Origin of the sequence: Desulfomonile tiedjei DSM 6799, from assembly GCF_000266945.1 — a bacterium.
In the GTDB taxonomy this organism is placed as follows: Bacteria; Desulfobacterota; Desulfomonilia; order Desulfomonilales; family Desulfomonilaceae; genus Desulfomonile; species Desulfomonile tiedjei.
This window is the reverse complement of sequence record NC_018025.1, coordinates 4,585,133-4,611,908: the sequence shown is the minus strand read 5'-3', so window position 1 is coordinate 4,611,908 and position 26,776 is coordinate 4,585,133. Positions and strand designations below refer to the sequence as shown.

The 26,776-nt window shown below is 49.8% G+C and carries 19 protein-coding genes; 7 read left to right on the top strand and 12 right to left on the bottom strand.

From position 1 onward, the window contains the following. Positions 1-16 precede the first annotated feature (16 nt). Both DESTI_RS19605 and DESTI_RS19600 read right to left on the bottom strand, forming a co-directional pair. Positions 17-838: a nitroreductase family protein gene (locus DESTI_RS19605; protein ID WP_014811716.1), complete on the bottom strand. Its 822-nt coding sequence runs from the start codon at positions 836-838 to the stop codon at positions 17-19. Then, entirely contained in the window at positions 838-2,106 is a 1,269-nt protein-coding gene (locus DESTI_RS19600; protein ID WP_014811715.1) for an O-antigen ligase family protein, read from the bottom strand. Before DESTI_RS19600 ends, DESTI_RS19605 begins: the two co-directional genes overlap by 1 nt. A gap of 220 nt (positions 2,107-2,326) precedes the next feature. Here DESTI_RS19600 and DESTI_RS19595 point away from each other — a divergent pair, with 220 nt between their 5' ends. Beyond that, positions 2,327-2,872: an XRE family transcriptional regulator gene (locus DESTI_RS19595; RefSeq protein ID WP_157212218.1), complete on the top strand. Its 546-nt coding sequence runs from the start codon at positions 2,327-2,329 to the stop codon at positions 2,870-2,872. A 528-nt stretch (positions 2,873-3,400) separates the two neighbouring features. Here DESTI_RS19595 and DESTI_RS19590 read toward each other — a convergent pair. From DESTI_RS19590 to DESTI_RS19575, 4 genes are all read right to left on the bottom strand, one after another. After that, positions 3,401-3,721: an SdpI family protein gene (locus DESTI_RS19590; protein ID WP_237671500.1), complete on the bottom strand. Its 321-nt coding sequence runs from the start codon at positions 3,719-3,721 to the stop codon at positions 3,401-3,403. 12 nt (positions 3,722-3,733) lie between these two features. After that, positions 3,734-4,864, bottom strand: a complete 1,131-nt coding sequence (locus DESTI_RS19585; protein ID WP_014811712.1) for a lytic transglycosylase domain-containing protein — start codon at positions 4,862-4,864, stop codon at positions 3,734-3,736. Positions 4,865-4,873: 9 nt separating this feature from the next. Continuing rightward, positions 4,874-5,920, bottom strand: coding sequence for an XRE family transcriptional regulator (locus DESTI_RS19580; protein WP_014811711.1), 1,047 nt, complete (start codon positions 5,918-5,920; stop codon positions 4,874-4,876). 135 nt (positions 5,921-6,055) lie between these two features. Continuing rightward, a complete protein-coding gene (locus DESTI_RS19575; RefSeq protein ID WP_157212217.1) occupies positions 6,056-7,027 on the bottom strand; it encodes a hypothetical protein in 972 nt (323 codons plus the stop codon). A 941-nt stretch (positions 7,028-7,968) separates the two neighbouring features. On the opposite strand from DESTI_RS19575, the gene DESTI_RS19570 reads away from it, so the two are divergent. Both DESTI_RS19570 and DESTI_RS19565 read left to right on the top strand, forming a co-directional pair. Further along, positions 7,969-9,480 carry an acyl-CoA carboxylase subunit beta gene (locus DESTI_RS19570; protein ID WP_041287358.1) on the top strand — a complete coding sequence of 504 codons (1,512 nt, stop codon included), beginning with the start codon at positions 7,969-7,971 and terminating at the stop codon, positions 9,478-9,480. Positions 9,481-9,488: 8 nt separating this feature from the next. After that, positions 9,489-11,534 (top strand): acetyl-CoA carboxylase biotin carboxylase subunit, encoded by a 2,046-nt coding sequence (locus tag DESTI_RS19565; protein ID WP_014811708.1) that lies wholly within the window; start codon positions 9,489-9,491, stop codon positions 11,532-11,534. A gap of 396 nt (positions 11,535-11,930) precedes the next feature. On the opposite strand, the gene mnmE is transcribed toward DESTI_RS19565, so the two are convergent. The 6 genes from mnmE to rpmH form a co-directional block, all read right to left on the bottom strand. After that, the gene (gene mnmE / locus DESTI_RS19560) at positions 11,931-13,292 is read right to left on the bottom strand and encodes a tRNA uridine-5-carboxymethylaminomethyl(34) synthesis GTPase MnmE (protein ID WP_014811707.1); all 1,362 of its coding nucleotides are present in this window, start codon (positions 13,290-13,292) and stop codon (positions 11,931-11,933) included. 604 nt (positions 13,293-13,896) lie between these two features. Next, positions 13,897-14,712 carry an RNA-binding cell elongation regulator Jag/EloR gene (gene jag / locus DESTI_RS30890; protein ID WP_014811706.1) on the bottom strand — a complete coding sequence of 272 codons (816 nt, stop codon included), beginning with the start codon at positions 14,710-14,712 and terminating at the stop codon, positions 13,897-13,899. A gap of 13 nt (positions 14,713-14,725) precedes the next feature. Further along, a complete protein-coding gene (gene yidC / locus DESTI_RS19550; protein ID WP_014811705.1) occupies positions 14,726-16,417 on the bottom strand; it encodes a membrane protein insertase YidC in 1,692 nt (563 codons plus the stop codon). An 81-nt stretch (positions 16,418-16,498) separates the two neighbouring features. Further along, positions 16,499-16,699: a membrane protein insertion efficiency factor YidD gene (yidD, locus tag DESTI_RS30185; protein WP_157212215.1), complete on the bottom strand. Its 201-nt coding sequence runs from the start codon at positions 16,697-16,699 to the stop codon at positions 16,499-16,501. A gap of 14 nt (positions 16,700-16,713) precedes the next feature. After that, positions 16,714-17,115, bottom strand: coding sequence for a ribonuclease P protein component (gene rnpA, locus DESTI_RS31820; protein ID WP_014811703.1), 402 nt, complete (start codon positions 17,113-17,115; stop codon positions 16,714-16,716). Further along, positions 17,057-17,191, bottom strand: a complete 135-nt coding sequence (rpmH, locus tag DESTI_RS30180; RefSeq protein WP_014811702.1) for a 50S ribosomal protein L34 — start codon at positions 17,189-17,191, stop codon at positions 17,057-17,059. Before rpmH ends, rnpA begins: the two co-directional genes overlap by 59 nt. Positions 17,192-17,517: 326 nt before the next feature. Here rpmH and DESTI_RS19540 point away from each other — a divergent pair, with 326 nt between their 5' ends. The 4 genes from DESTI_RS19540 to DESTI_RS19525 all read left to right on the top strand — a co-directional run bounded on the left by DESTI_RS19540 (position 17,518) and on the right by DESTI_RS19525 (position 26,671). Beyond that, positions 17,518-18,312: an SH3 domain-containing protein gene (locus tag DESTI_RS19540; RefSeq protein ID WP_014811701.1), complete on the top strand. Its 795-nt coding sequence runs from the start codon at positions 17,518-17,520 to the stop codon at positions 18,310-18,312. Between the two features lie 377 nt (positions 18,313-18,689). Then, complete coding sequence (locus tag DESTI_RS29165; RefSeq protein ID WP_014811700.1) at positions 18,690-20,363, top strand: PAS domain S-box protein; 1,674 nt, start codon at positions 18,690-18,692, stop codon at positions 20,361-20,363. A 772-nt stretch (positions 20,364-21,135) separates the two neighbouring features. After that, positions 21,136-21,591: a hypothetical protein gene (locus tag DESTI_RS19530; protein WP_014811699.1), complete on the top strand. Its 456-nt coding sequence runs from the start codon at positions 21,136-21,138 to the stop codon at positions 21,589-21,591. Next, positions 21,584-26,671 carry a pilus assembly protein gene (locus tag DESTI_RS19525; protein ID WP_014811698.1) on the top strand — a complete coding sequence of 1,696 codons (5,088 nt, stop codon included), beginning with the start codon at positions 21,584-21,586 and terminating at the stop codon, positions 26,669-26,671. The genes DESTI_RS19530 and DESTI_RS19525 overlap by 8 nt, the downstream gene beginning before the upstream one ends. Positions 26,672-26,776 lie beyond the last annotated feature (105 nt).

Genomic DNA, 26,776 nt, shown 5'->3' with positions numbered 1-26,776 from the left:
CAACGACCGATATCGGTCACCGCCATTCGATTACAGGCGTATTTCTGGGTGGAAGACGACGGTACGAGTAGGTCGGATAACCGATCATCATTGCGCCAAAAGATTGATGACCTTCAGGCAAATTCAATCTTGTCTTGAGAGGCGGATACATGCCGGCTGCAGCATTGAAGTAACCCGCCCAACAAGCACCTAAACCGAATCCAGTGGCTGCAAGCTCAAGGTAGGTTAAAGCAATAGTACACGCACTTTGAGCAGTACGCTCGGATTCAGGGGCATGGGCGACGATCAGATGCGGAGCAGATCGCAAGATACGGTCCCGGCCTGATTCCCATGCCGCCACTACTCGGTCCAAATGCATCAAATCCGCAAGATCGGGGAATTCTCGGATGATGGTTCGCATCCAATCGACAACCAGAGCTGCAAGATGCTTCATCTCTTCTTCGCTGCTGATGACCAACCAGCGGACGGGCTGAGTGTTATGGCCCGAGGGAGCATGCGATGCCACTCTGATAAGCTCGGACAGAATCTCTTGGGGGACCTTTTCTCGTGAATAATTGCGAATGGAACGCCTGAACCGGAGAAAATGTTCGACGTGTTCCGGATCGAGAATTTTTTCCTTTTGAATCGGCATACAGCGATCTGGGGTGATGTCTCCCACGGACAAGGCCCCTTCCGGGCATATTGCGACACAATGGCCGCATTTTATGCACAACTCCTCTTCTCGTTCTTCATGGGAGGGAAACGCGTCTTTGGATTGCATGTGGATCAGTCCGAGAGGACACACCGCAACACAAAAACCGTCGCGCTTACATAATTCGGTATTCACGTTCAGAGTCATTATTTGGACCTCGATATTTTCTCAGTGGGAATCATCCCAAGGAGCACATGAAAGAACCAGCTTATCTGAGGATGAAGCAGACCGTCAAGCACGAGAAAATGCAATAGACCGGCTCCGATTGGCAGGAGCAGCGCCAAAGGATTGAGAGAACCTGCGGGAACGGGGAGTCGGGCCTGTTTCACGAGCTGCAGCAGTAAGTAGCCGATACCGAGACAGTAAAGAACAACGAAAGGGAAACCCAGCTCAGCCATGAACGTTAGAAAAATGTTCTCGGAATTGACAACTCGCCGGACCGAGTCGGAAAACCGTTCCTTATCGACATACGGATATTTCAGAGAGTAATTTTCAAGATACGCATCACGCGGAGCTCGCAAACCGATGCCGAACCAGGGGTGCTGAGAGGCAATATGCCATGAGAATGGGTAGTTTTCAGCGCGATAGTATGTCGGTTCGTCTTTCGGATCGAATTTTGCCTTGTCCAGGCCCCTCACAAAGAATATGCCCACAACGATCAAGGGGACGAGCAGCCAGACAAAATGTCGCAGCTTCATCTTTCCGAAGACGAATGCTCCCGTTGCCAGCAGAATAGGAATGACATAACCGGACCTTAAATGGCTTAAATAGAAGAACACGTATGCGCCAAGCAAGAGAGTGAGAAATATCGCAACCGAACCGGGCTGACCTGCCAACAGCAACGCTAGAGGTCCGAAGAACAAAATGAACAACCGATTTGCGAGCGGATGGGGATTTGCGTCGAGCAATTGAAAAACGTTGTCAGCGAGAAAAACGCGTCCGATGAGACTCACGAGCAAGATCCCACACACGAGGATTGTGCAAAACCACGCGAACAGGAATTTTCTGTCGGTGGTTCTCAGAAGTATCCGTGCACACACGAATCCCCCTAGTCCTGATGAGACGACCACAAATCCGCGAAACAACGACGCTTGCGGAGTGATGCTCAGCAATCCGCTCACCGCAGCGAGAATTGTCAGTATCGCTGCAACGGCAATCTCGGCATTCGTGAAGAACTTGCCATTCTTGTCTCTAGCAATGAGCGCGGCAATCAGGCTGATCGCGCAGAGTAATCCGGTGAAGAGGTTTGCCCGCTCTCCATGCACGACAATGACATAGGGCGTAAGAAATGCGGCTTGAAACGAGGTCGCGATAAATAGCGCAATAGCTGTCTTTTCGAGAGGTCCCACGTTTATTAACGTGGAGAAAAGATTCCGAATCCCGCCACTGCTCACCTGTATGTCCGTTAACTGCACTGATCTTCCCAAGTCTGCTTTCGACAATTGAATGAATCAATTCTTGAACAACTATATCACAGAGATTTCGAAGCGACGTGCCCTAAGGTGAAAAAGCGACCGAACGATCCGAATGCATAGGCTTTGAAGAACGAATGAAAATCATAGTACAAAAAAGATGAAGTTACTCGAAATCGCTGATATTCTGCTTGTCCATAACCGGTATGACAAGAGTATTCCTATGGGATCCGCCGACAAAGACGTGGGCGCAAAAATCAGAGCTTTCCGCCAACGGAAGAAGCTTTCGTTGAACGATTTATCACGAGCGACAGGTATTGCTCCGTCAAATCTCAGCTCGATGGAATTGGGGAAATCGTCTCCCACGCTCGGCACTCTGGTCAAAATTGCAGAAGCATTCGGGATGAAAGCAGGCGCGTTTCTGGATGAAGTTCTCTATGGAGAAGCCATCTTCTGTCCGCGTGACAAAATCGAGTCTGTGGAGATCATGCCGGGCGTTCGCGTGCAAATGCTCACGCAGGACGTTTGGCTCCGGAAAATCGATGCGAAAATTCTGGAGCTTCAGTCAGGTTCCGAAATCTCTGTGGAGTCCGACAAGAACGATCGGTTTCTCCATTGCCTCATGGGTGAGCTGGAAGCCGGAACCGGCAAGAACACGTATTTCTTAAAACAAGGAGACAGCCTGTATCTGTCGCCCGAAGCTGCCGCACATCTTGCCAACAGATCTTCGCAGACGGCTTCTCTGCTGATTGTGTATGTGAAAGACTAGCCGGACCGAATTGAGGCCGTTGTTTGTGAAATCGCAATAGATACAGCAATTGCTGAAATAATGTCCGATTGAGGATAAGAGTACTGGTGGGTGCCGGCTTCCGAGCCGCACATTCTCAATATAATAAATAATATCAATACGATGGATTGGCAGGGAGAGACTGTCTTATACCGATTCTCGAAAGTAATCACGGATTGTGAAGAACAGCTCCCAGCAATTGGTAGCGCCGGCCTCCGTGCCGGTGACCAATTCACCAAATAAATCCTACAGTTATCGCCGGCAGAGACGCCGGCGCTACTGATTCTTCCAATTGCAGGCATTGGATTCCGTCAAGACTTTCGATAACCGCTATAAAAGTCGTTCATTCCAAATAGTGGCACGATGTTTTGTCATTCATGAGTCTTGAGATAGCTTCGGGACGCCGGTCCTCACTGACATCTTGAATTGGACCGTGAGATATAACCGTCAGAATTTTTGGCAATCAGTCTAACTGCGCGTTACCATAGATAAATCACTCACTCGAATTATTCAGATTTTCTTGGCGTACCACACAGTCTGCATGATCGGTATCAATATTGACAAGAAACAAATGTTGGCAACTACGAGCACCCATTGGGATTCGATGTAGAGGCAAGCGATCCCGACAATCACGAGAACCACAGACCAGGCCATCATTGCCTTTGCCCCGTACTGATTGATCAGGTACCAATTCTTCTCAGATTCAAAAGCCTTCCGAATGCGAAATCCGTACAAGTAGTTCATCTTTATTTTGCCCAGGTAGAGAGGGAGGCTTACGGCAACAAGGATGAACCCCAGGCAAATGAGAGTGACGGCAGTCTTGACGTTCACGGATTCCAAAGGTCATTCCTTCCCCAACTTCGCTACTCCCGGTTTAAAGGCATTCTTGGTCGGTTGGCTTTTTGCCTTTGGAGCGGGCGGTTCCTTCACATTCTTGGTGTATCCGTGAGCAGCCAGTTGAGCGAGAAATTTCTGACGTGAACCTTTGGGAACATGAATGCAATGCTCGATGAGAGTCTTTCCGGACCGCGCCGGGAAAACAGCTTTTTCCGGGGGAATGTGGCTGTTCAGGGTCCACACACCTCGTGGAGTGGAGTTCAGCAGTTTTGCCATTGAGGCAAATGGCAGATCTTTTTGCAGGCGTATCTTATCAATCGTATCGAATGCAATCGTGCGAGAATTCGGAATCTGCACGCCGTAGTAATCACGGTACTTGTGAATCAGGCCCACCGCTATCCATCGGGGAACATACCGTTCCGTTTCAATGGGGAGCGGAATGTCCCAGTACGACACGGAGCCGAAACCATTCAGCCTTTGAGTTACTCTTCCGGGACCGGCATTGTAAGCGGCGGCAGTGAGAAACCAGTCACGGAATCCCTCCTGCTCGGGCTTATCTCCTAAAGTGACCTTCTTTACCCGATACATCCAGGCAAGGTACTTGGCTGCGGAATTCGTGGAGATAACAAGATCCCCGCGATCGTCTTTCCAGTGGTTAATGTGCATCTTCCAATCATACTGATCGCAGCCGGAAGGACCGCACATCGCTGTGGACTTTATGAATTGCCAAAACCCGTAAGCGCCTGCAGAAGACATAGCGCGTCCGTTGTAACTGCTTTCGATAGCCGCGAGAAAGATAAATTCCGAAGGAACCTCGTACTTCCGCAAAATGGGTGAGATGACGGGCTTCAATTCGTCGGCTTTCTGCAGCCACAAGAGGACTCTCGAACGGCGATCCTGCAGGAGATAGTTCAATTCCTTGAGAATTCGATAACGAATGTCATGTCTATCCAGTGAGACATGCTGTCCGGCAAAATTGAACCCTTTTGTTATCTGAGGAGGAAATCCGTATCGAAACCCATCTTCAATAGAGGCCATGTGCGCACTGGGGCACGCGCTGGCCTGTGTAATTGCGGAACAAAAAAGGAAAACGGCCAGGCAAGCGGTCAAGAACACTCTCGAAAAAGACTGTATCACGTTTCTTCCTCACAACAGGATTGACATGACCCTCTCGAGCAAAACAATGTCCGACCGAGCAAGAACCATGTGTTTGTACAGGGGATTCATGGATTTCAGAATCAGATTGTCTCCTGAAAACTCCACCTTTTTGACGAAAGCCTTGTTCCCGTTCTTGTCTTTAAATATGACGAGGTCACCGTCTTTTATCTGCTCCCAGGACTGAGGTTTGATGAACAAGAGAGTCCCGTCGCCAAAATATTCCCGGAGCGAATCCCCTCTCACCCTGACACAGTACAATGTCGGGGCAAGACAAGGATTTATACCCGGTGGGAGTTCCACCTGCTCAAACCCTTCGCCCGGAGCATATCCTCCGTCGGTGAACTCAAATCCTTCGCCCGCACTCACGTGACCCACCACCGGAATAGTCCGGCTCAGTTGCATGTTCGGGCTGTCCGAAAAGAGCTCCTGTAACCGGGACACGGCCGATTGCATGTAATCCGCTTCCGAATAGAACGTAACGTCGTTGGCCTCTCTGTCCCAGATCCAGGTGAACGGAGTATCACGGAAAAAAGTCAGCAACTCCGATTCTACGAAATCCCTGTTGGATTTTGCCCGAAAACAGAAATCCTTGAATCGGGCAGGCCCATACGCGGAACCGGCTTCCTGATTTTCCTGGAGGATAAAGAACATTCTCACCATTTGATGGAGTGCCTGATTTTCGGCTGGATGCAATTCCAAAGCCTGGATTTCGTCAACAAGCACCTTGTCGGGAAATCTTAACCTCTCAAGTAAAAGGCGTCTCAAACCGGGATACCTGGGGGATGGCTTAGGAGGCACGCGATGCAGCTCAAAACGAACCAATCCCAAGACGTGGTCTTCGGGTACGGCAAAGAATTCCGACCATATGAGAAGTTGAGACCGATTCTTCGGTTTCCCGAGATCCGGAGGATTCTTTTTCCCAGATAAAATTTGAGATATGTAGGCTCGGGATACGCCAAGTTTCTCGGCTAAGTCCTTTTGGCTCTTGCCGAGCTGTCGTATTCGTTCTTTGGCATATTTTCCGAAGGTTTTCATGGCGTCAGAAAGGAATTATCGCAAAAGATAGTTAACCGAAATTGTAAATATATCGTGCTGCCGTGTCAAGCAGTAATAAAGTATGCCCGCAGGAGTATCCCGCGGGCATCGATAAGGAGCAAGGGGGTGAGAAAATCAGAATTGAAGGTTGAAATCCATGTAGAGACCTTCGACACCCAGATCTGCAGAAAGTCTGCCTCGGCTGCCTTCCATGCGCCACTGTTTGTATCCGAGTTTCATGCCGGCATCTACGTTTCGGCTGACTGGTGGAGCAACACCCGCTCCCAGGTCCCATGTGGAGAGTCCAAGTCCCGTGAAACTCATCCAGCTAAAACGACCTTCGAGGAACGGCTTGAACCATGAAAAATAACCGGTGTTGGTCGGTTCGTATTTGAGATGTGCTCCGATAGCCGGTTGCAGAATCGTCTGTGAGAAGTCCACGCCCTCTCCGCCGGGAATTCTGCTTACCGTCTGCGAGTACTTGATGAGGTGCAGATCGGCATTGGGTCCGAATATCAGGTCACGGCTGAACGATACGTCATAATCTGCACCCAGCACCAGGGACGCAATATTGATATCGGACTGAATGTAATCACCCGTCTTGAGGAGAAGTCCGCCAAAATTAGCTTCGATTGGCGTGTGTCCGGGGCCGCCCCAATGCCAGGGAAGGTAATCGAGACGAACTGTCACCTTGTCATACGCTCGAACTGCTCCATAAAATTCCCAGAGTGTAGCTTCCGGAGGAATTCTCAAGTGTCCGATCAGACTTAAAAATCCCCCTTCGCCACCTCTGCTCGACACCTTAGTCGCACCGGTGAGTGTCGCAAAGTACGGTCGCATGCCTATGGCGAAGTTGAACCCGCGTTTCGGGCAAAGTATTTCCCGGCGTGCCTGGCCCGCGGCAACTTCCCAGTCGGCTGAATCGCGTGCTGTCGCACCGATATTTCCCGAGTGGGCTCGGGCAGATGCCACGCCTGAAAATCTCCCGGAATCCTGTTCGGAGACCCTGACTTTCAGAGGATATCTGTACTTTCCATCCACGGCTTCGGCCTGGATTGCGACCATAAGTAAAATGGCCACGACAAAGAAAGCACAGGGAGTTCTCATTGTGCCCCTTGCTAGCATAAGCGTACCTCCAGACGGTGTAGAACCGGAGTGTTTCCCCTTATCGCGAAACATTCGGCAGTATTCTTCAATAATGGGATGGTCCTTTCCCGGAACGCACCGGAATTTCCCTGCTGCTCGACAGACCCGGTATACCCCGGGACTTCGCATGATGTTTCTGATGCGTATATCAAACCGGAAGAAAAGTCAATAAAATTTCGTATGTTGTTACTAAATATTAAAGTAAAAGTTCATTTATGAAGCCCTGCTTACGGGCCATTCCCTTTATTATGGAGACAGCATTTATTCGCACCCTGTTCGTGAAGAAAAATGAAATATGTACTCTAAGACTTCAGTCCCGGGCGGTGGTTTGAGAGGTACCTTGTTTGAGTACGTAGGATGCTGGTGAGCGAAGCGAACCGCATCGTTGATGACAGAGCGTCTGAATGCCTGTCATTGCGAGCGAAGCGAAGCAATCGCCTGAAATTAGGCGTTTGAATCCCAGGCGATTGTCCCGCGAGACGCGGGATCGCTGCGCTCCTCGCAATGACATGTCCCCGGCGTCTCACCTCTGTGAGTAACTGAAGTAATTTTAAATACGTAATGAATGGTGATCGTCGACAAGAATTCTTGTGTTGCTCGGTAACCGCGGGCGAATAGTGGAAATCCATGGCCCACAAGTTTATAACAACAACGAGAATAACTCCTGCAAGATCCCGGAGGAATTCAGTACAGCTCCTAGATTCTCTGTGAAACTGATAACTCACTGATAACTCTATCGGGAGATTTGCATTTGGAGATCGGAGCTGTTCGATGGAGGTATTATGACGGACAAGAAGAACGAACCCTCAAGTGGGTCGCAATCAGGGAAGAGTTCCCTTGAGCACGGCACGTGTAAGTCTGAGGTGTGGCTTCCTCAGACCACTCTCTCCACTTTGCAGAATATGCGGGACGCCGCCAGAATGGCAGGTGGCTCCCAAAAGCTAATGGACCAACGGGCGCGGGGAAAGCTTACGGCCAGGGAGCGCGTGGAACTCCTCCTGGATGAGGGATCGTTCGAAGAATTCGATATGCTGAAGTTAGGCAGGGGAGGGCATCTGGGCCGGGAGAGGGAATACCTGGGTGACGGAGTTATCACCGGTCACGGCATGATAGACGGTCGAGAAGTCTTCCTGTACAGCCAGGATTTTACCGTGGTCGGCGGCTCGCTTGGAGAAGCTCATTCCGAGAAGATCTGTAAAATCATGGACCAGGCGGTACGAGTCGGGGCACCGTTCATCGGGCTCAACGATTCCGGAGGAGCGAGAATTCAGGAAGGCGTAGATGCTCTCGCCGCGTACGGTCAGATCTTCAACCGGAATGTCATGGCGAGCGGCGTTGTTCCACAGATCTCGTGCATCATGGGACCTTGTGCAGGAGGAGCGGTTTACAGCCCTTCCATGACGGATTTCACTTTCATGGTGGACAAGTCATCTTTCATGTTCGTCACGGGCCCCAATGTGGTGAAGACCGTCATTCATAAAGACATCAGTTTCGAAGAGCTGGGCGGTGCACATTCTCACGCGACTAAGAGCGGAGTTGCCCATTTCATTGTTCCGAACGACATCCTGTGCCTCCGGGAAGTGCGCAGGCTCATTAACTATCTGCCTTCGAACAATCGGCTAAAGCCTCCCATATTGGATCTCAGAGATCCACTCGATAGAACCGACCCTGCGCTTGATTATCTGGTGCCCACGAGCCCGAATCAACCGTATGACATGAGAATTCTTATCAACAGTATTTTGGATGGAGCCGAATTTCTGGAAGTTCACGCGCATTTTGCGCGCAATCTGATTGTCGGATTCGGTAGGCTCGGCGGGGAGACCATCGGGCTGGTGGCCAATCAACCTGCGGTTCTGGCTGGAGTGTTGGACAACAATGCCTCGGTAAAGGGTGCAAGGTTTGTGAGATTTTGCGATGCGTTCAACATTCCGCTCATATGTCTCGTTGACGTTCCGGGATTTATGCCCGGCCCGGAACAAGAACACGGCGGCATTATACGACATGGCGCCAAGCTCCTGTATGCTTTTATCGAGGCTACAGTCCCCAGAATTACCGTGATTGTTCGCAAGGCGTACGGTGGAGCATACATTGTCATGAATTCCAAACACATTGGGTCCGATGTCAACTACGCGTGGCCGACTGCCGAAATTGCGGTCCTGGGACCACGCGGGGCTGCGGAAGTGATTTATCGTAAAGAGATCGAGACAGCGTCTGACCCTGCAGCAGCACTCCTGGAAAAAGAAGAGGTCTACCGTACCACTTTTGCCAACCCATTTTTGGCTGCCAAGCGTGGATACATTGACGATGTGATCTTCCCGAGCGAGACTCGGAAAAGACTGATCCGGAGTCTGCAATTTCTGGAAGGAAAAGAATCTACAAGGCCGACAAGAAAACACGGAAACATACCATTGTGAGGAATTCGATGTTCGGTAGCGTTCTTATAGCAAACCGCGGCGAAATTGCCGTGAGAATCATGAAGACTTGCCAAAAAATGGGCATCAAAGCAGTAACCATTTTTTCGGAGATTGATGTTCGCTCCCGGCACGTTCAGGAAGCAGACGATGCGATTTGCATCGACGGTTCCCGACCGGCCGATTCCTATCTCAATGCGGAGCGCATCGTAGAGACTGCCTTGAACCGCGGATGCGAAGCCATTCATCCGGGGTACGGTTTTCTGTCCGAGAACGCGCACTTTGCGGAGATGATTACCAATGCCGGTTTAGCCTTTATCGGACCGCCTGCCTCTGCCATGAGACTCCTGGGCGATAAGATGGAATCCAAGGCATTGGCAGCGAGGGGAGGGGTGCCTGTTGTTCCGGGCCATCACCAGCCGATTCTGGGTATTGAAGAAGCGTACGCTCTTGCGGATGCCATCGGGTGGCCGATACTGCTGAAACCCGCTGCCGGAGGCGGTGGCCGCGGTATGCGGATTGTCATGACAAAAGACGAACTGGCTTCTGCATTGAGTGCGGCTCGCGACGAGACCAGAAAGGCATTTGCTGACGACAGAATTTTTATGGAGCGATATATCGAAAATCCACGCCATATAGAAATTCAGATTATAGCCGACATGCATGGCAATGTGATTCATCTCGGAGAGAGAGAATGCTCCATTCAGCGGCGTTACCAGAAGATTATCGAGGAGACTCCTTCTCTTGCGGTTGATGCGACTCTCCGGAGCAAAATGACTGAGGTAGCATGCAACCTCGCAAGAGAGGCCGGTTACTCCAATGCCGGAACAGTGGAGTTCATCCTTGGCCCGGATGGTGCGTTCTACTTTTTGGAGATGAATGCGCGACTCCAGGTGGAGCATCCGATCACAGAGATGGTGACGAATCTGGATCTTGTCGAGCTGCAGATTCGTATTGCGGCAGGCGAGCCGTTACCGATGCAACAGAAGCAGGTAGCGTTCAAAGGATGGGCTATTGAAGCTCGAGTATGCGCCGAGGACCCGTCCAAGGGTTTTGTCCCCACAACGGGTATGGTCACTCGGTACGCATTGCCCAGTGGTGAGAATATCCGTGTAGACAGCGGCATCCAGGCGGGGAGTGCCATCACCATTTACTATGACTCGCTGCTCGCAAAAGTGGCCGCGTGGGGCACAAACCGAGAAGAAGCCAGGACAACTCTGGTGAAAGCTCTGAACGGGTACCATATCGAGGGAATCACAACCAACGTGGATTTCGTAAATGCGGTAATCAATCATCCTGCTTTTGTTAACGGGAATTTGTCTACGCGTTTTATCGATGAGCATTTTTCCGGATCGGAGTTCGACCGTGAGCCGAATCTGGAGCACCTTCGCTACATGACCATTGCTTCCGTCCTGGTGTACCATTTTCGTCAAAGCCTTATGAAGGAATCTTTGAAGCACATGAGACCGCTGGTCGGCGGAATACCGGCTCTCAAAGAATCACATGATTATGTCGTAAACGTAGGGGACCATGTCTTTCCGGTCAGACTTGGAGGCGACCCGCAAACCCACAACTGGAATGTCACCGTGGACGGTCACGAATACGACGTGATCACGCCGGAATTTGAGTATTATCGCCGTCGCCTTGTCCTGAGGATCGATGGCTCCTCGCACATGTTCAGGCTTCAGTACGACGAAAATCACATCAAGGCATTTTTCTGCGGTATCGTGCGACTTTTTGAAATCTATACCCCTGCTGAATGGAAGCTTGCTCCCTACATGTTGAGGAACCGAGAAGAGATTACGGAAAACGAGCTCAAATGCCCCATGCCCGGCCTCGTTACGGCAGTGAATGTCAATGAGGGAGACTACGTGCGTAAAGGCCAGGAGCTTATCCGGCTGGAATCCATGAAAATGGAAAGCAGTGTTGCCTCCCCGTGTGAAGGAACAGTTGAGCGTATCTTGGTCTCTCCGGGGCAAACGGTGGATACGGATGAAGTCCTGATTCTGTTTGGCACTCCGGCTTCTCCTGCGGGAAGATCCGAAGAAGCCCGTTAGAGCGAACAAGGCCAAAGAGGTGCAATCTTGTTGTTGAGAGCGATGCCACTGTAGAGTAGGTCTCGGAGCTTGTTCCAAGAGTCGAAATTTGTCCCCGGATCGTGGCACGAAGTTCTCATTATATTCTCGGCCGTATTGTAGGGGCGGACCTGCGTGTCCGCCCAAATAAGGGCAGACGCATAGGTCTGCCCCTACCAAAGAAGGAGAATCGTGGCACGATTGTTATGCATTGGAGAATCTTGAGACAATCTCTCCTTACCGATCCATTTTATCGATATCATTGATCATATTGAACACGTGCCGGCACGGAGGCACGGCACCTACCAACACTCTTTTTTCTGAATCAGACATTAGTTTTGGCGCTTACTATAATTAGACGAATCTGCAAATAACCAATTACTTGCCTATACAGAATCTCTCAAAAATACGGTCGAGAATCCCGTCATCTGCCCTTTCTCCGGTAATTTCTTCCAGGTACTCAAGTGCTTTCTTGAGTTCCAGAGCAATAATTTCCGGAGCCATGCTCCTCGTATGAAGCCCATCCAGGACAGCTTTCACGTGCTGCTCCGCGGAAGCAAGCGGCTGAACACACCAGGAACTCAGGAGACTACCCGCATCAGACGAGAAACGTGCGCTGCCCGTCATTCGAAGCTGTTCCTCCAGGTCTTGGATTCCGAAGCCCGTCTTTGCACTTATGGGAATCGCAGTGCTCTGAAGAAGCGGATGGCCGGGATCGATGACGAGACCGAGATCGGCTTTATTGAGAACGGTAATCGACGCTTTTTCGCGACAGGTGCAAAGAACTTTTTCGTCTTCCTGATCAAGAGGAGCGGAACCATCCAGTACAACGATGGCAATGTCGGCGTTATCGATGCGTTGCTGTGTCCTGAATATGCCTTCTCGTTCGATTGGGTCAGGCTCTTGTCTCATTCCTGCCGTATCGCACAGGAGGAACCCCATTCCATTCAACACCAGAAAATCATCCACAGGATCACGGGTCGTCCCGGGGTAGGGCGTGACGATGACGCGGTTCGAGCCCATAAGCGTGTTAAACAATGTCGATTTGCCCACATTGGGTTTTCCTGCGATCACCACACGTATTCCGTCGCGGTGCATACGGCTGGAATCCACGGAACGCTGCAGAGCGGTGAACTCCGATATTAAAGCGGCAAGTCGCGACTCAGGATCCGGAGCAGGATTTTCGTCATCTTCGTCAAAATCCATGTGAGCTTCAAGCTCTGCCAGGATATCCTTCAGAGTGGAAGCAATGTTTGCGATGCGCGACGACATGCCTTTGTCCAGGCGCAATCGGGCCTCTCGTGCTGCGCCTTCGGTCTTGGATTCTATGAGATCCACCACCGCTTCAGCTTGCAGCAAATCCAATTTGCCATTGAGAAAAGCCCGGCGCGTGAATTCACCTCTTTGCGCCATACGAGCGCCGGAAGCGAGGATCAGCCCGACTGCAGCATCCAATATCACGGGACTGCCATGAAGACTGATCTCCACCACGTCTTCCCCCGTGTACGAGCCAGGACCTCTCATAAAGACGGCAATCCCGTCATCGAGTATCCGGCCGTCTCTGTCGACAAGCTTCCCGTGGACGGCTGTTCGGTCATTGAACCCGTCGGCTGCGGTCGGCATGAAAATCTGTGTCAGAATAGGAAGAGAGTCGGGACCGCTCATACGTACCACGCCGATTCCCGAGTATCCCCGGGGTGTGGAAATGGCAACAATGGTGTCTGGTGTTGGCATGGTCATGTACAGGAGAGGTCTCTTATAGGATTTCTCAATCAAATATAGGAGTTGGAGGATATTTTCACAAACAGGATCCCCCAGTATTACTCTTGTGAATGCTAAATTGTATTAAACCCTTTCGCCAATAAATTCAATAAATCCTAGAGGTCCGCATAGACGCCGGCACCCCTACCAACCAGCCGGTAGTGGCCGTGCCTCCGTGCCGGCCAAAATTGGGTTCATAAAAGCGAATAGGTATTGAACCGATTCAGAATCAAGAAGGCAAACTCGGCATATGCGCTAACCCAGAGTCTCTTGGTCATTTGTTCCAGAGGAACAACTGATAATAGGCCGGCGATTCATCGCCGGTTGCTTGAGCAATTACAGGGATTTTGAGTCCCAGAGGGACGGCTGATCCACAGGAATCCCGGCAATAAATTACCGGGCTATTTCCTTTCGTCCCGTAGGGACGAAGATACGACAAAGCTGGTCCATATGGGCAAACCGGGAGACACTTCTTACAAGAAAAATTCCCCAAATCTTATCGCTCCGGACGCGCTCAGTGAGAACGCATGGAGACAAACGCGTTCGTACTATCAAGTGTCCAGGGTCCAGGGAAAACCGATGGTTAGCGTCTTCTCCGTTTGCTGGACATGCCTCTTCTGGGATAGACAATAATTCTTCGAAGAGCACCTTCTCCATAACTCTTGGTATAGACTTCTTTGTCTTCAGCGAGAATAAGATGAATGATGCGCCGTTCGTGGGGAGGCATGGGGTTGAAGGAAACCGGTTTCAGGGTCTTCTTGGCTTTTTGACTCATCTTGATAGCCATTTCCCTGAGATTTTCGGTTTTCCGCATCCGATAATTCTCGGTATCGACTACAACCTCGATCTTCTCACCGGCTGGGCTGTTCTTATTAATGATCTTGTTGACCAGAAATTGTAAGGCATCCAGAGTCTGGCCTTTCTTGCCGATGAGAAGTCCCGAACCATCTCCCTTGATGTCCAGGTACACGGCTCCGTTTACGATGGATGCGTCTATCTCCGTTTCAACGGGGATCCTTTTCAGTATTTCCTCAAGAATGGTCCGAGCTTCTTCGAGTGCAGCCGAATCCGCCTCAGTAATTACAGCTTCGGTTTCGGTTTCAGGTTCCAGGAATTCGCTTTCAGGCTCGCCGGCCTCTTCGAACACCTCTTCTCCAGGTTCCGCGGGTTCTTCAGGTTCCGGAGCGGGTTGAGGAACGGCATCCAGCACTTCTTTCAGTATGTCACGCCTGCGGACTCGTATCTTGGCATCCCGTTGTCCAACCAGTCCAAGGAAGCCCCTTGTGCTTTCTTCAAGTACTTCGATATCGAGAAGGGCCTCTTCAATTTTCAATTCTTCACAAGCCCGGGCTATAGCTTCTTTGACAGTCTTTCCAGTGAACTCGTAATAATCGGACATCAGATTTCCCCCCTCAATCGGCCATTTTATTGGTAATAATCTGCTGAGCAATCGAAAGCACATTGCTTACCAACCAGTAGAGGACCAGGCCCGAAGGAAAACTGAGAAACAAATAGGTGAAGACCACGGGCATGAGCAGCATCATCTTCTTTTGCGTTGGATCTCCGCCTGAAGGAGTCATCCACTGCTGAAGCACCATGGTTCCGCCCATGAGTATCGGTGTCACATAGTAAGGATCGGGCGCAGACAGATCGTTTATGCATAAGTAAATAGACGGGATGCACGTAAAATGGGCATGCCGAAGTTCGATGGCGTATGATAAGGCCTGGTACAGTGCTATAAAAACGGGCAGTTGCAGAAACATGGGCCAACATCCACCGAGCGGATTGACCTTCTGCTCGCGGAACAGTTCCATGGTGGCTTTGTTTATTGCCGCCTTGTCATCTTTGTATTTATCTCTAAGCTTTTGAATCTGGGGCTGAATATCCTGCATCCTCTTCATAGATTTCATGCTCTTATGGGTGAGAGGTATAAACAGGATCTTTATGATTATGGTCAAGATGATGATATCAATGCCGTAGTTTCCGGTGCCGGGTATTCGGATGCCGGCAATCGTAAAGCCCGAATGACTGAGCCTCAAGAACGCGATGAGGTACTCGGCCATAATGTCCAGTATTTTGTAATTACTATAGAAAAGAGCCTTCGACAGGTTGTCGCCTGCTGCAGTCAAAGCTTGCTGTTGCTTCGGTCCCAAGTATAATGCCAGTGCAGTGTTGACAGATTGACCCGCAGGAATATCCACCGCGCCAAATCGAGCCCAAATCTCTGCCACCGAATCCACCGGCTTGAACAGGGTTACTTTATTGGCGGGTTTATTCTTGAATACCAGAGACTTGAAGAAATATGCGTCTCCCAATCCTGACCATTCGACCTGGCCCGAAAGTTCCTCATCACCTTTGATGTCCTTAAAATAATAATCCTTTAACGATCCGTTGATAAGAATTTCGGCACTGTTCCATGCGAATCTCTCATTTTCCTCAGGAGGATAGTATTTTTGCAGCGGAAAGGTAATGAGATAGTTACGATCTTCATTGGAACCATTTGCCAGAAGTACGGAAAAACCAACTTCATAGGTGTCGGAATCGAACGTGTAGGTCTTGGTGATCGTGAGACCTGTTTCGGTAGTAGCTCGATAGCTTATGGACGTCTTGCCTTGTCCGTCGCGTAATTTGACAGTCGGCTGTGCGTCAGTCTGATAACTCAGGGCAGAATCACTAAAGGTTTCGTCTCTCCGGGTAAACATGATAGACGGTCCCGAAGTATCCTTGCCTCCCGCATCGAACAGGTCGACCAGCTCTGTTCCCTGGACGGAAACTGTATAATTCTTAAGCTTGAAAGATACTATCTTGCCGCCCTTGGAGGTGAGTAGCGCCTCGAAATTCGGGGTCTCTATCCTGGTCCTCGTCTCCGGAACTTCCGGAACCTTTATTTCGGCTTGCGGCTGGGTCTTCTTGGGTTCCATTACCGCTTCCGGCGCTTTTTCCGGTGCCTTGAGGGCCTGAGGAACGGGGAGAGGTTCTTTTTCGGCTTCTGTGGTCACCGGAGGTTTTTTGGGCGGGGGCGGCGCGACAGATTGATGATAGAACTGAAAAGCCACAATAATGACGATCGACAGTACGATAGCTAAGAGGAAATTTCGATCCATTCTTCTCTCCCCAAGTAAGGGGATGCTTTTTTGAGTTTACAGGTCGTAGTACGAGGGGCGCAGAAAGCCGGGCGTGTGTGCTCAGGGGACCGGGTCGAATCCACCTGGCCCGAAAGGCCTACAGCGAGCCAGTCTCTTAACGGCTAGCCAAGTTCCTTTGACAACACCATGCGTCAGCACGGCTTCTCGGGCGTACTCGGAACAGGTGGGATAAAAGCGGCAAGCAGAAGGGAATACAGGAGAAATGAAGATCTGGTAGCAACGGATTAATCCACCAGCCACATATTTCCCGGAATTCAGCAATTGGTTCCGAAAAAACGGTCCAACTCTTCGAAAAGCTGCTTTGTATCCAAGACGGAAGCTCCTACCAAAGGGTTGAATACCACATCTGTCCCGGGGGGAATTTTGTCCCGATTCAGTCTGAAGTACTCTCGGAGCCTCCTTTTGATCCGATTTCGCGCGCAAGCCTTGCCAACTTTCCTGCCGACTGCGATCCCCAGCCTTTGCAGGCCCTGCGGATTCTCAAGCATCCGGATGAAAAAATGCGGGGTTCGGTAGCGGACACCTTCTTTTATGATCCTCCTGTACTCGGAGGGTCGCCGAATCCTGTCCTCTCTGGTCAGCCTGAAAGTGCGTGCCTCAGACCGACAGGCGCTTGCGTCCTTTTGCCCTTCTCCGCTGGAGGACGAGTCTACCACCTTTTGTCCTCATCCGAATGCGGAAACCGTGAGTTCTTTTGCGCGAGAGATTGCTCGGTTGATATGTTCTTTTCACGGTAATTCCTCAGACTTCTAGTAAATGCTCTAAAACGATCATTTGAGCAGATCCGTGTTGTTCTGTCAAGTCCCTTTTCGAGCTGACACATCTATTCCGTCCTTCTCAATGGAAAGAACTACTCTTTTATCATCAGGATGACCCTCGAGCAATACCGCCGATTGTCACCGGAAAGGAGAATTCCAGGCACGGGGGAGAAATTAATGAGGCTATTCTCTTTTTTTATTGCGATTAATAATATCTTTTAAAGAATTTACTTTATATATGGCTTGCATTTAGTTGGAACCAATGCTATTTGCTCCGTAACTACCTCACCGGAGGTCCCCATGATCGTCGAATACCTCATCATCACATTACAGATAGCCGTGGTAGCAGCCTTTTTGCTCCTCTGGTATTACTGGGTACGAAAAAAATTCACCGCCTCATTTCTCCTGGAAGACAACGAGCAGGTGCTTTTTCCGTTCCGTTACTTCTCTTGGATCTTCATTGGATTGATCGTAGCCGTTGCATTGGTCCAGATCCATTTTGTGCGCGTGTCTGCATCTGTCCACGACCAATTTGCTTCTCTGTCGGGACTGTTGCTGAAGCATGAGCAGGAAGCGCAAGCCCTGGAAGATCTGAGAAGATCGGTCGCGAAGCTTCGCCACGAAGTCGAGTCCAATTTCAAATCCCTGCGTGCCCAGACTGCGGACCAGTACGCGCTCATAAAATACATGGAGGCCAGCGGAACTACGAAGATGGCCTCGGCAAATGCGGAAAAAGACCCATTGATGAGCATGAGGGGACCCTCTGCCGCGCTGGCCCCAAAAGACCGATTTGCCAACGAAGCAAGAGCATACTCAGCACCAAAACCGCTCGAGCCGGCTCCTGAGAAGACTGAAGACACCAAGGTCTATTCCATGCGCTTGTCGCGAACAGGACGTGCAACTACGGATAGTCTTCGCGTTCGAAAACAGCCTCAAGCAGATTCGCCGATCATAGATCAGCTTTCCGTAGGACAGGAAGTCAAAGTCACGGAAAAACGCGCCTCAAACGAACAGGTCTGGTTCAGGATCGTTACTCCCGGAGGCAAAGCCGGCTGGGTTGACGTCCGCTACCTTAAGCTCGAAGGAAATATGTAGCCTTTTGAACAATACGGGACCTTCCTTGAGTAAGGTCCCGTACAAGATCTGTCAGAATCTTACCGAAAGATTCAGAAAAACCAACCGGACCAATCGATTTGAAAATCCCCTGAATAACTCGAGAAAATTACCTCATTCGTACCGACCAATTTCAAGGATTTAAGCAATTCCTGGTGCTAAGGGATAATTCCGAAACAAGCGGATGAAATTATCCCACAATGTGAATGACTATGCTTCAATACATTCTTCATAGTACTGTGCACATCCACAAAGGAATCTCGGACTGACGACTTACTTCTTGTATTGCGTCTTGTATTGTTCATACTCATTGTCGTAAAATTTTGATGATTCATCTGACAAGATGAGGGGGCGCTTCAATGCAAAGGGCTCGTATTTTGCTCGTCGAAGATGAAGGCATAATTGCTGAAGACATTCAGATGAGCCTGCAGGATTTCGGTTATGAAGTGTGCGCAATTGCAGCTACCGGGGAAGATGCTGTAGCCATGGCGCAATTGTTGAGGCCGGACCTCGTTCTCATGGACGTCGTATTGCAGGGCTCCATGGACGGCATAGAAGCCGCACACCAGATCAACTCCACTCTAAGAATCCCCATAGTATATCTGACGGCGTACGCGGACAACACAATACTCGAGCGCGCAAAAATCACAGAACCCTTCGGATATCTCACGAAACCATTCCGCGATGTGGAACTCAATTCCACCATAGAAATGGCGCTCTGCAAATATGATTATCAACGCAAGTTGATGGAGAGCGAAGAATGGCTTTCAGTGACGCTCAGCAGTATAGCTGATGCTCTTATCGCGACCGACCAGAAGGGCTCCATCAGATTTATGAACGCTGTCGCCGAATCTCTGACTGGATGGACATGTTGCGAGGCCACGGGAAGAGCACTTGGGACTGTTCTGTCCCTGGCGGGCGGGACTACAAAGGAATCGATGGACGATCTTTCCCTGGAATCGTTTCAGAAGCGAAGTTCGGCTGTGTGCCTGGAGAATGTTACTCTCAATGCCCGGAATGGCAGCACGATTCCCCTGGAGGTCAGGGTGGCTCCTATCCGGAATATGGAAAACCGCATAATCGGTTTGGTTGTCGTTTTTCGCGATATTTCCGAGCGACTCCGGAATGAGAAGCATTTGCGATTGCTTTCCGAAATGGTTCAGCAGAGTTCGGAAGGGATAGCTTTCCTGAAGTTGGATCACACGATTGTCTTCGCGAACAAAGCTTTTGCCGAAGTGCATGGGTATACGTGTGAAGAACTCATGAACAGGAGCCTGGAGTCACTGAACTCGCCCGATGAATTTCCCAATATTGCTGAAATGCTGAATGAGTTGACCACAAAAGAGTGCACTGGAGGCGAATGCTGGAATCGACGGAAGGACGGCACGCTATTTCCTTGTCTGATGCACAATAATGTTCTGAAAAGTGAGACAGGTGAAGTAATCGGCATAATCACCACTGTTCAAGACATAACAGCGATAAAAGCTACCGAACTCTCTCTGAGAGCCAGTCACGAGGCATTGGCCGAGTATTCCTCTTCCCTTGCCGCCAAAGTTGAGGAAAGAACGATAGACCTGGAAAATTCAAGGGCCGAACTGAAACGTTATTCGGAAAGTCTTGAGAAGACGAATGAAGCCCTGAAGATTATTATTGAGGGAATCGAGGAACAGAAGCGGGAAGTGGAGAAGAAAATCTCCCACAATCTGAATTTGACCATAAGCCCGATACTGGATCAGTTGAAATCACAAAATGTTCCGGACACGGTACATTTCCTCATAAAATCTTTGGAATTCAACCTCACAAATATGTTCTCCTCTTTTGGTTTCAACATGGTAAAGGACGGTCATGTGCTGACTCCCAGGGAAATTCGCATCTGCGAGATGATTCGTTCGGGGCTGTCCTCCAAACAAATAGCCAAAGTTATGTCCATATCGCCACAGACAGTCCTTGTTCATCGCAAGAACATCAGAAAAAAGCTTTCTCTCGGAAATTCAAGACAGAATTTGGCCTCGTTCCTCAAGTTGAATTTGTAAACGACAAATAGAGAAACCTCCATTTTGTGCATGGGTCGCGCTCGTGCGTTGTAGATCGAAGTTTGTTCTGTGCCTGATGATTGTGGGAATTGTCAAAATTAATGTCCGATTGAGGATAGGCATATTGGTGGGTGCCGGCCTCCGTGCCGGCACATCTTCAATGTGATCAATGATATCGATAGAATAGACCGGCAGGGACGCCGGTCTCCACTAATATCTTGTATTCGAGCGTGGGATAAACGTCAGAATTTTTAGCAATCGCTCCATCGGAGATCAGTGACTTGGATTCCGGTGACCGGAGAAGTGTAAACTGTCTGGACATACGACCAATTTATAGACATAAAAATTATTCACGTGATTACAGGTAATTACTTTGGGGCTATGCAAGAAATTTAATAGGCTATTTTTGGGGAACTCCCCCATCCTATCGTCAGTTATTGAGAAAATCTGTATGTAGAGCCGCTAATACGAGTCTCTCGTTATTGATGGCATATATTTTGCTGCAGTAAGCGCGTGCCGACCCGTCAGGATCGACTGGAAGGAATGTATGCCGCCTTGCATGGACAACGATATGGGATGCCTGCAGACGGTATCTGAGGGGCTGTTCTGTGAAAGTATTCGATCCAACTACGCGTTCTCAGCGAAACTACAGCTTACCGGAAGATTTTTTGGAGTGATGTGTGGGGTCACACGCGGTTATCCCGGACGGTACCCGCCAATCCGATTTTTTGCAGAAATACTTCGCGCCGAGCGATTTCGACAGGAGGAAACAATGAAGGGAATAAAGGCGCTGCGAATCTCCACGTTTGTGAGGGTCTGGCTCACTATTTTTCTTGCTCTTTGGTTCTTGGTGACTTTCTCAGGGGCAGCGAGTCCGCTGCTGGATAGTGAACCCGGCCCTGGCGAACGTACGCCTCCGAAACCTCCAGAGATTTCTAAGGTACCGCCACTATTCATGACCACACTGGCACTTCTGTCGAAAAAGGGGTACGGCATAGTGGGACCGGTTCAGGTAATCAAGATTGAGTCAAATTCCCTCTCTCTCTTCACTCTAAAAAAAGAACCCGATGTACTCGATCTGAATGGAAAGCAACTGGCAATAAAGAATTCTGAAAATAAAGATCTGCTTCTGAGCGAAATACAGCAATTTTCTAAGATTTATATCTGTCGCAAGGGAAATGAAGTGATCATTCTCGTACTTCCCGCGAAGGAGAATAAAAATGCGTAAAGCTGCCAACTTCACCGGAAAAGCATTGTTTGTACTGTCAGCCGTTTGCATCCTGCTGGCATGTATTCAGGTCAGTTCGTGGGGCGGTGTCTATCAGCCGTGCAACATGCCTCCTGTCATAGGCAGCGCTACGAGGCCTAATGTCCTTATCGTCATGGACTATTCCGGAAGCATGCAGTTCCCGGCATATTTTGACGATCACTTCGGCAACTATTATGGTTCTGACGTCGCCGACTGCCATGACACGAACGTATACAAGACATACGATCCCACGTATTCGTATTATGGAACGTTTGAATCCGACAGGTATTACGTATACGAAACAAATGCTTCCAACAGCACCGAATATTTTCGCGTGGCATCGCCGCAACCTGTCAATCAGTACGTTTTTAGTGCCGAATCCCAGGATGGCGGTGGTGGCACCTCCATTGAATTCACGGCTGCGGGGCATAATTTCCAGGTAGGCGACTTAGTGGCTCTTTACGATCTGACCAGCCATAAAACCCTCAACGGAAATGCCTTTCCCGTAACGAGTGTGAGTGGAGATCGGTTCAAGATTGCGAAGCCCTGGAATGGTAAGGCTGACAAAGCGGCAGGATACGCGATCAAGAGAGTCTACGGATCGCTTGTCCCGGATGCCTCGGGCACCATTCCGGGAGTAAGTGGGAACGTCCTGAACTTCGTTTCAACCACTCGAATAGACGCTGCGCTTAAAGCACTCATTGGCGGCAAGGCAATATGCCCGAGCGGAGACAATTACTGTTATCTTCGATCCCAGGGTTCCAGGCGTCTACTCAAAGATACTGATGCAGCGGCCACACATAGCCTGCAAGCCGAATTTTACGTCAGACCGACGAGCATAGAGGCCACCACTGCATATCCCAACAATCCCGCTTATCCCGATGACTACGATAGAGGTTCATATTACTATGATGAGGAAAATCATCATCGCGATGTTGTCATATCTGTAAGCGGAAAATACTCCGGCAGGCTAAGCACAACCAGTCCCGTCTACTATAATAAGTATTTTGAAGAATGGACATTCACTCTGACCAAACGAACAAAAGTGGAAATGAACTTGAACGGAACGTGGCCGGGAAACGATTATATAGCCATCTATACCCAGCCGATTGCTCATCAGGGGAATAACAATACGAATCGTGTCGCGTACGATGATAATAGCAGTCCGGCAACCATATCGACTTATCTTGATGCCGGAACATACTACGTTCGAGCTACGTACGCAACTGACGGTTTAGGTGTCGATTACCAGAAACCATATACACTGTACTCCAACGTTCACATAACACCTTATCAAGTGAGCGGATTTACAAACAACGGGATTATGGAGAGTAAGATAGGCGCCATTCCCTGGGCCAGAGTCCGGGTCAGGCTCGAACCGGAAGGCAACGTAAAAGATACCCGAAAAGGAGTCATTCAGCGTTCCTGGTCGTACGTGCGATTCGGCTTTATGTATTACAACGGAACTTCCAAACAAACCGAAGGAAAGCAGCTCATTGGATGCGAAAATACCGAGATGAGCAAGCTTATCAATGCTCTTGAAGGTGTGGACAACTGGTCCTCGGACGGTCTTGATTTCACAAAATGTTTCCCTTACTCCGGTACTCCTACCGGTGAAGCAATGCTGGAGGCATACGACTATTACAATCAACATAGCAATAGCGACAATGCGGACAATTCATTATTCCTCGGCAAAGCAACGCTCAAGGATCCTTTTTATGGAGCAGACGCGTCGGGGACGGCGCGGGCTGTTCCGTGTCGAAAGAGTTTCGTTTTGCTTCTCTCGGATGGTGAATGGAATGCCGGTCAAGATCCTATAAAGGGAGCTCAGGCTATACACGTGCAGGATTTGCGGCCGGACAGCAATTTTCCCGACCTGCCTGGCAAGCAAAATTGTGATGTGTATTCCATTTTCGCATTTAGCCAGTCAGTGGCGGGCACAAATTCAATGAAAGCCGTGGCTATGTACGGGGGATTCACCGATGAGAACTGTGGATCCGCCAATTTTCCCTACCCCGAAAGCGGTTTTCCCAACAGCTTGAGCATGACCTGGCCTCGATCCTCATGCAATCCTAATGGAACATATAATGATTGCTGTAAGGAATGGGATAGGGTCTGGGACAGAGATGCAATTGGAGACCAGAAAGGAACTCCGGACAATTACTATGAAGCGAGTGACGGGAAAAAACTTGAGGAAGCGCTCCTGGCAGTCATGGCAGCAGTTACGTCCCGAACCTCAGCCGCAAGTGCAGTGGCGACGGTGTCACAGGAGGTCCGATCTTCAGATATCATTGTCCGAGGGGTAGTTGAGAATTCGTTAAAGAAAGACCCAAATGTTGTAAGTCAGGACACCATCGACACTTTCTTGTGGAGAGGTCACCTCGAGGCTTATTATCCGTTCGACGACAATGGCGAAACGGTGTACGATTTTGAACGTTTTGGAGACAATGAAGATCTCTGTACCGATTTGGGTACGGGACGCCATTGCTGGGATTCCGGCTATTTTCTGGAGAAGAATATTCACGTGACTCCATCACAGAGAGTCATCTTTACCTGGGATCCGACAACGAAGACCCAGAAACTCTTTCATAAAGATTACATCAGTCGCACGGAATTAGGCGTTTCAACTGACACGGATCGCGACAATTTGATCAACTGGGTTCGAGGAGAGGATCTGACGGGTTTGCGCGACCGCGATCCGCTGACACCTGGGGTTGGCGGCACTGAAGTCTGGAAGCTCGGTGACATCGTCTATTCTACACCGGTAATAGTCGGACCTCCCAGGCTCGGAGATGTCTCACGTCACGATCCCAATGTGAAGCAATTCCTTCAGTATAGGGACGATCAAAAAACGCGGCCCAAAGTTGTATACGTGGGAGGAAATGATGGAATGCTCCATGCATTCCTTATGTCCACAACCCCGGATGGAATCGATTGGCGTGTGGACCGTAGTGAAGACCCGGATATCGGAAAAGAGCTCTGGGCATATATCCCGAGCAATTTGTTAACAGAATTGAAAGTCCTCGCAAACGAGACGTACGGCTCCACCGGCTGTAAACATAGATCGATGGTAGACCTCTCTTCTCGATCCTGGGAGGTATACATCAAATCTCCGTACTGCGGAGCGGAAGCGGATGCCAAAGGTCGATGCTGGCGAACGGTCATTGTAGGCGGCGAGCGGGGTGGTGGTGACGTCTATTTCGGCATAGATATTACCAATCCTATACCCGATCCAACCGATTCGACCAAGGGACCCAAAGTGCTTTGGGAATATTCAATTCTCAAGAATCGTGTGGTCGTGGAAGCAGCTAGCAGTACAACAGATCCCAACTGTGTGAACCAGTGTAGGAGTGATTGCCAGGACACATGTGAGCAAGAATATAATACTTGCATCGTACCATGTAACTCGCTTCCGACCAGCAAGCAACGAAAGGCTTGTAAGAGCGATTGCGCAAACACCCGGGATAATGTCTGCGAACCAGACTGCGAAGCAGGGTGTGCCTCGAAATGTACCACTCTTGGTGACTACAAATGCTACGTGCCATTCCGTGACGCATACGACAGCATCAAGTTGCTTCCCATGACATGGTCTCAGCCTTACCTTGGTAGACTGAAAATACCGACTTCGGTCAAATTCTACGTTGGCGATCCTAATCCCTTGGTGGGAGGCGGCCAGCCGAACAGCTTTGTTCAATTCAGTACGGCCTCCGATCCCGATAACAACAAGAGATCGGTAGTCTTCATGGGTGGAGGAATTCACATCTATGACAAGACTTTCGATACGAATCCAGCTATAGATACCCGATTCAAGTTAGCGCTTTTCTGGCCGTTCCTTCTGATGATGGACATAGAAACAGGACAGAATCTTTTTGAATATGTGTGGCCCATTGTCCACAACAAAAATTTGACTACGTTTCCGGTGAAAACGGCCGGCACAAACACGATTCCCTACGCAATGTCCGATCCTCTCTGTCTGGACGTCTGGGACCAGGAGAACGATGCCATAGGAGATGACGGCTACATTGACCGGGTATACGTCGGAGACATGAATGGATATTTCTACGGATTGAAGTTCAATCTCGACGAGTTTTTCCCGAATGCCGCAACTGCGAACTCCAATTTCGGTGTGGAAGTGGAAGTCTGGCCCACAAAACCGATTTCAAGAGACGATCGGGACACAAACTATTTCCGATCCGGTTTGCAGCCGATCACCGTGTCGCCTGCTGCGAGCTTCGAAGAATATGATGGATCCAGTACTATGCCGGCTTTGAGAGTCATTTTCGGTACGGGCAAGTATGACGATCTCGTAGGTTCCGATGACGATAAAGCGGATACGACGAGAATGGCTTTGTATAACCTACGCGATCCCGTCGTGAAAGAAATCGGAGGACTAACCTATGGTTTGCCTATAATCGATCCGGGAAGCTCTTACATGGTGTACGACTCCACGCACTCGACAAATTTCAGAGTTAAATTTACTCCCAAGTGCGGACTGCCAAATAGCATCGACTCATTCAACACGTCATGCAACTGGATGAAGAATGCTACAGATGCGGATTGCTGTCAGTCTGACTGTGCTACATCGTGTTACAAATGTATTTACGATTTCAGACATCCATGCGAAAGTGGCGATAATGGATGCATTTTCCCCATAACCGAGACGCAGTGGTTGCCTGCTTCCGATAAACCGGGGGAACGAGTCCTTGGAAAACCGTTGATAGCAGGAGGAATCGTATTCGTTACGACGTATACTCCACCTTTCGACATGTGCGGTACCGGCGGACAGGGTATACTCTACGCCTTCAACTACATGTGTGAAGTAATGCAGAGCAATCCGTTCGATACGGAGGATACGATGATCGTACCTGGGCCCGGAGGTACGAGTAATCCGGCAGGGTACGTTTCTGGAGCTCCTACTCCGGGTGTCCCCAGTAGGGCAGTTATCGATTCCAGAGGTGAGAACGTTATCGTACAGATGAGTGACGGCACATTGAAAAGAACCAAAATAGATCTGGGTGATAAGAAACCGCTCCAGTTCAGAGGCTGGCGCTCGAGGTAACCAGACCGGTCATCTGACCCGAACTCTCCTATTCCTTTCGACTGGGGAGCACTCTCAGAGTGTCTCCCCTTTTTTTTGCCTTTGTTCCCACCATGGGGCCAAGGA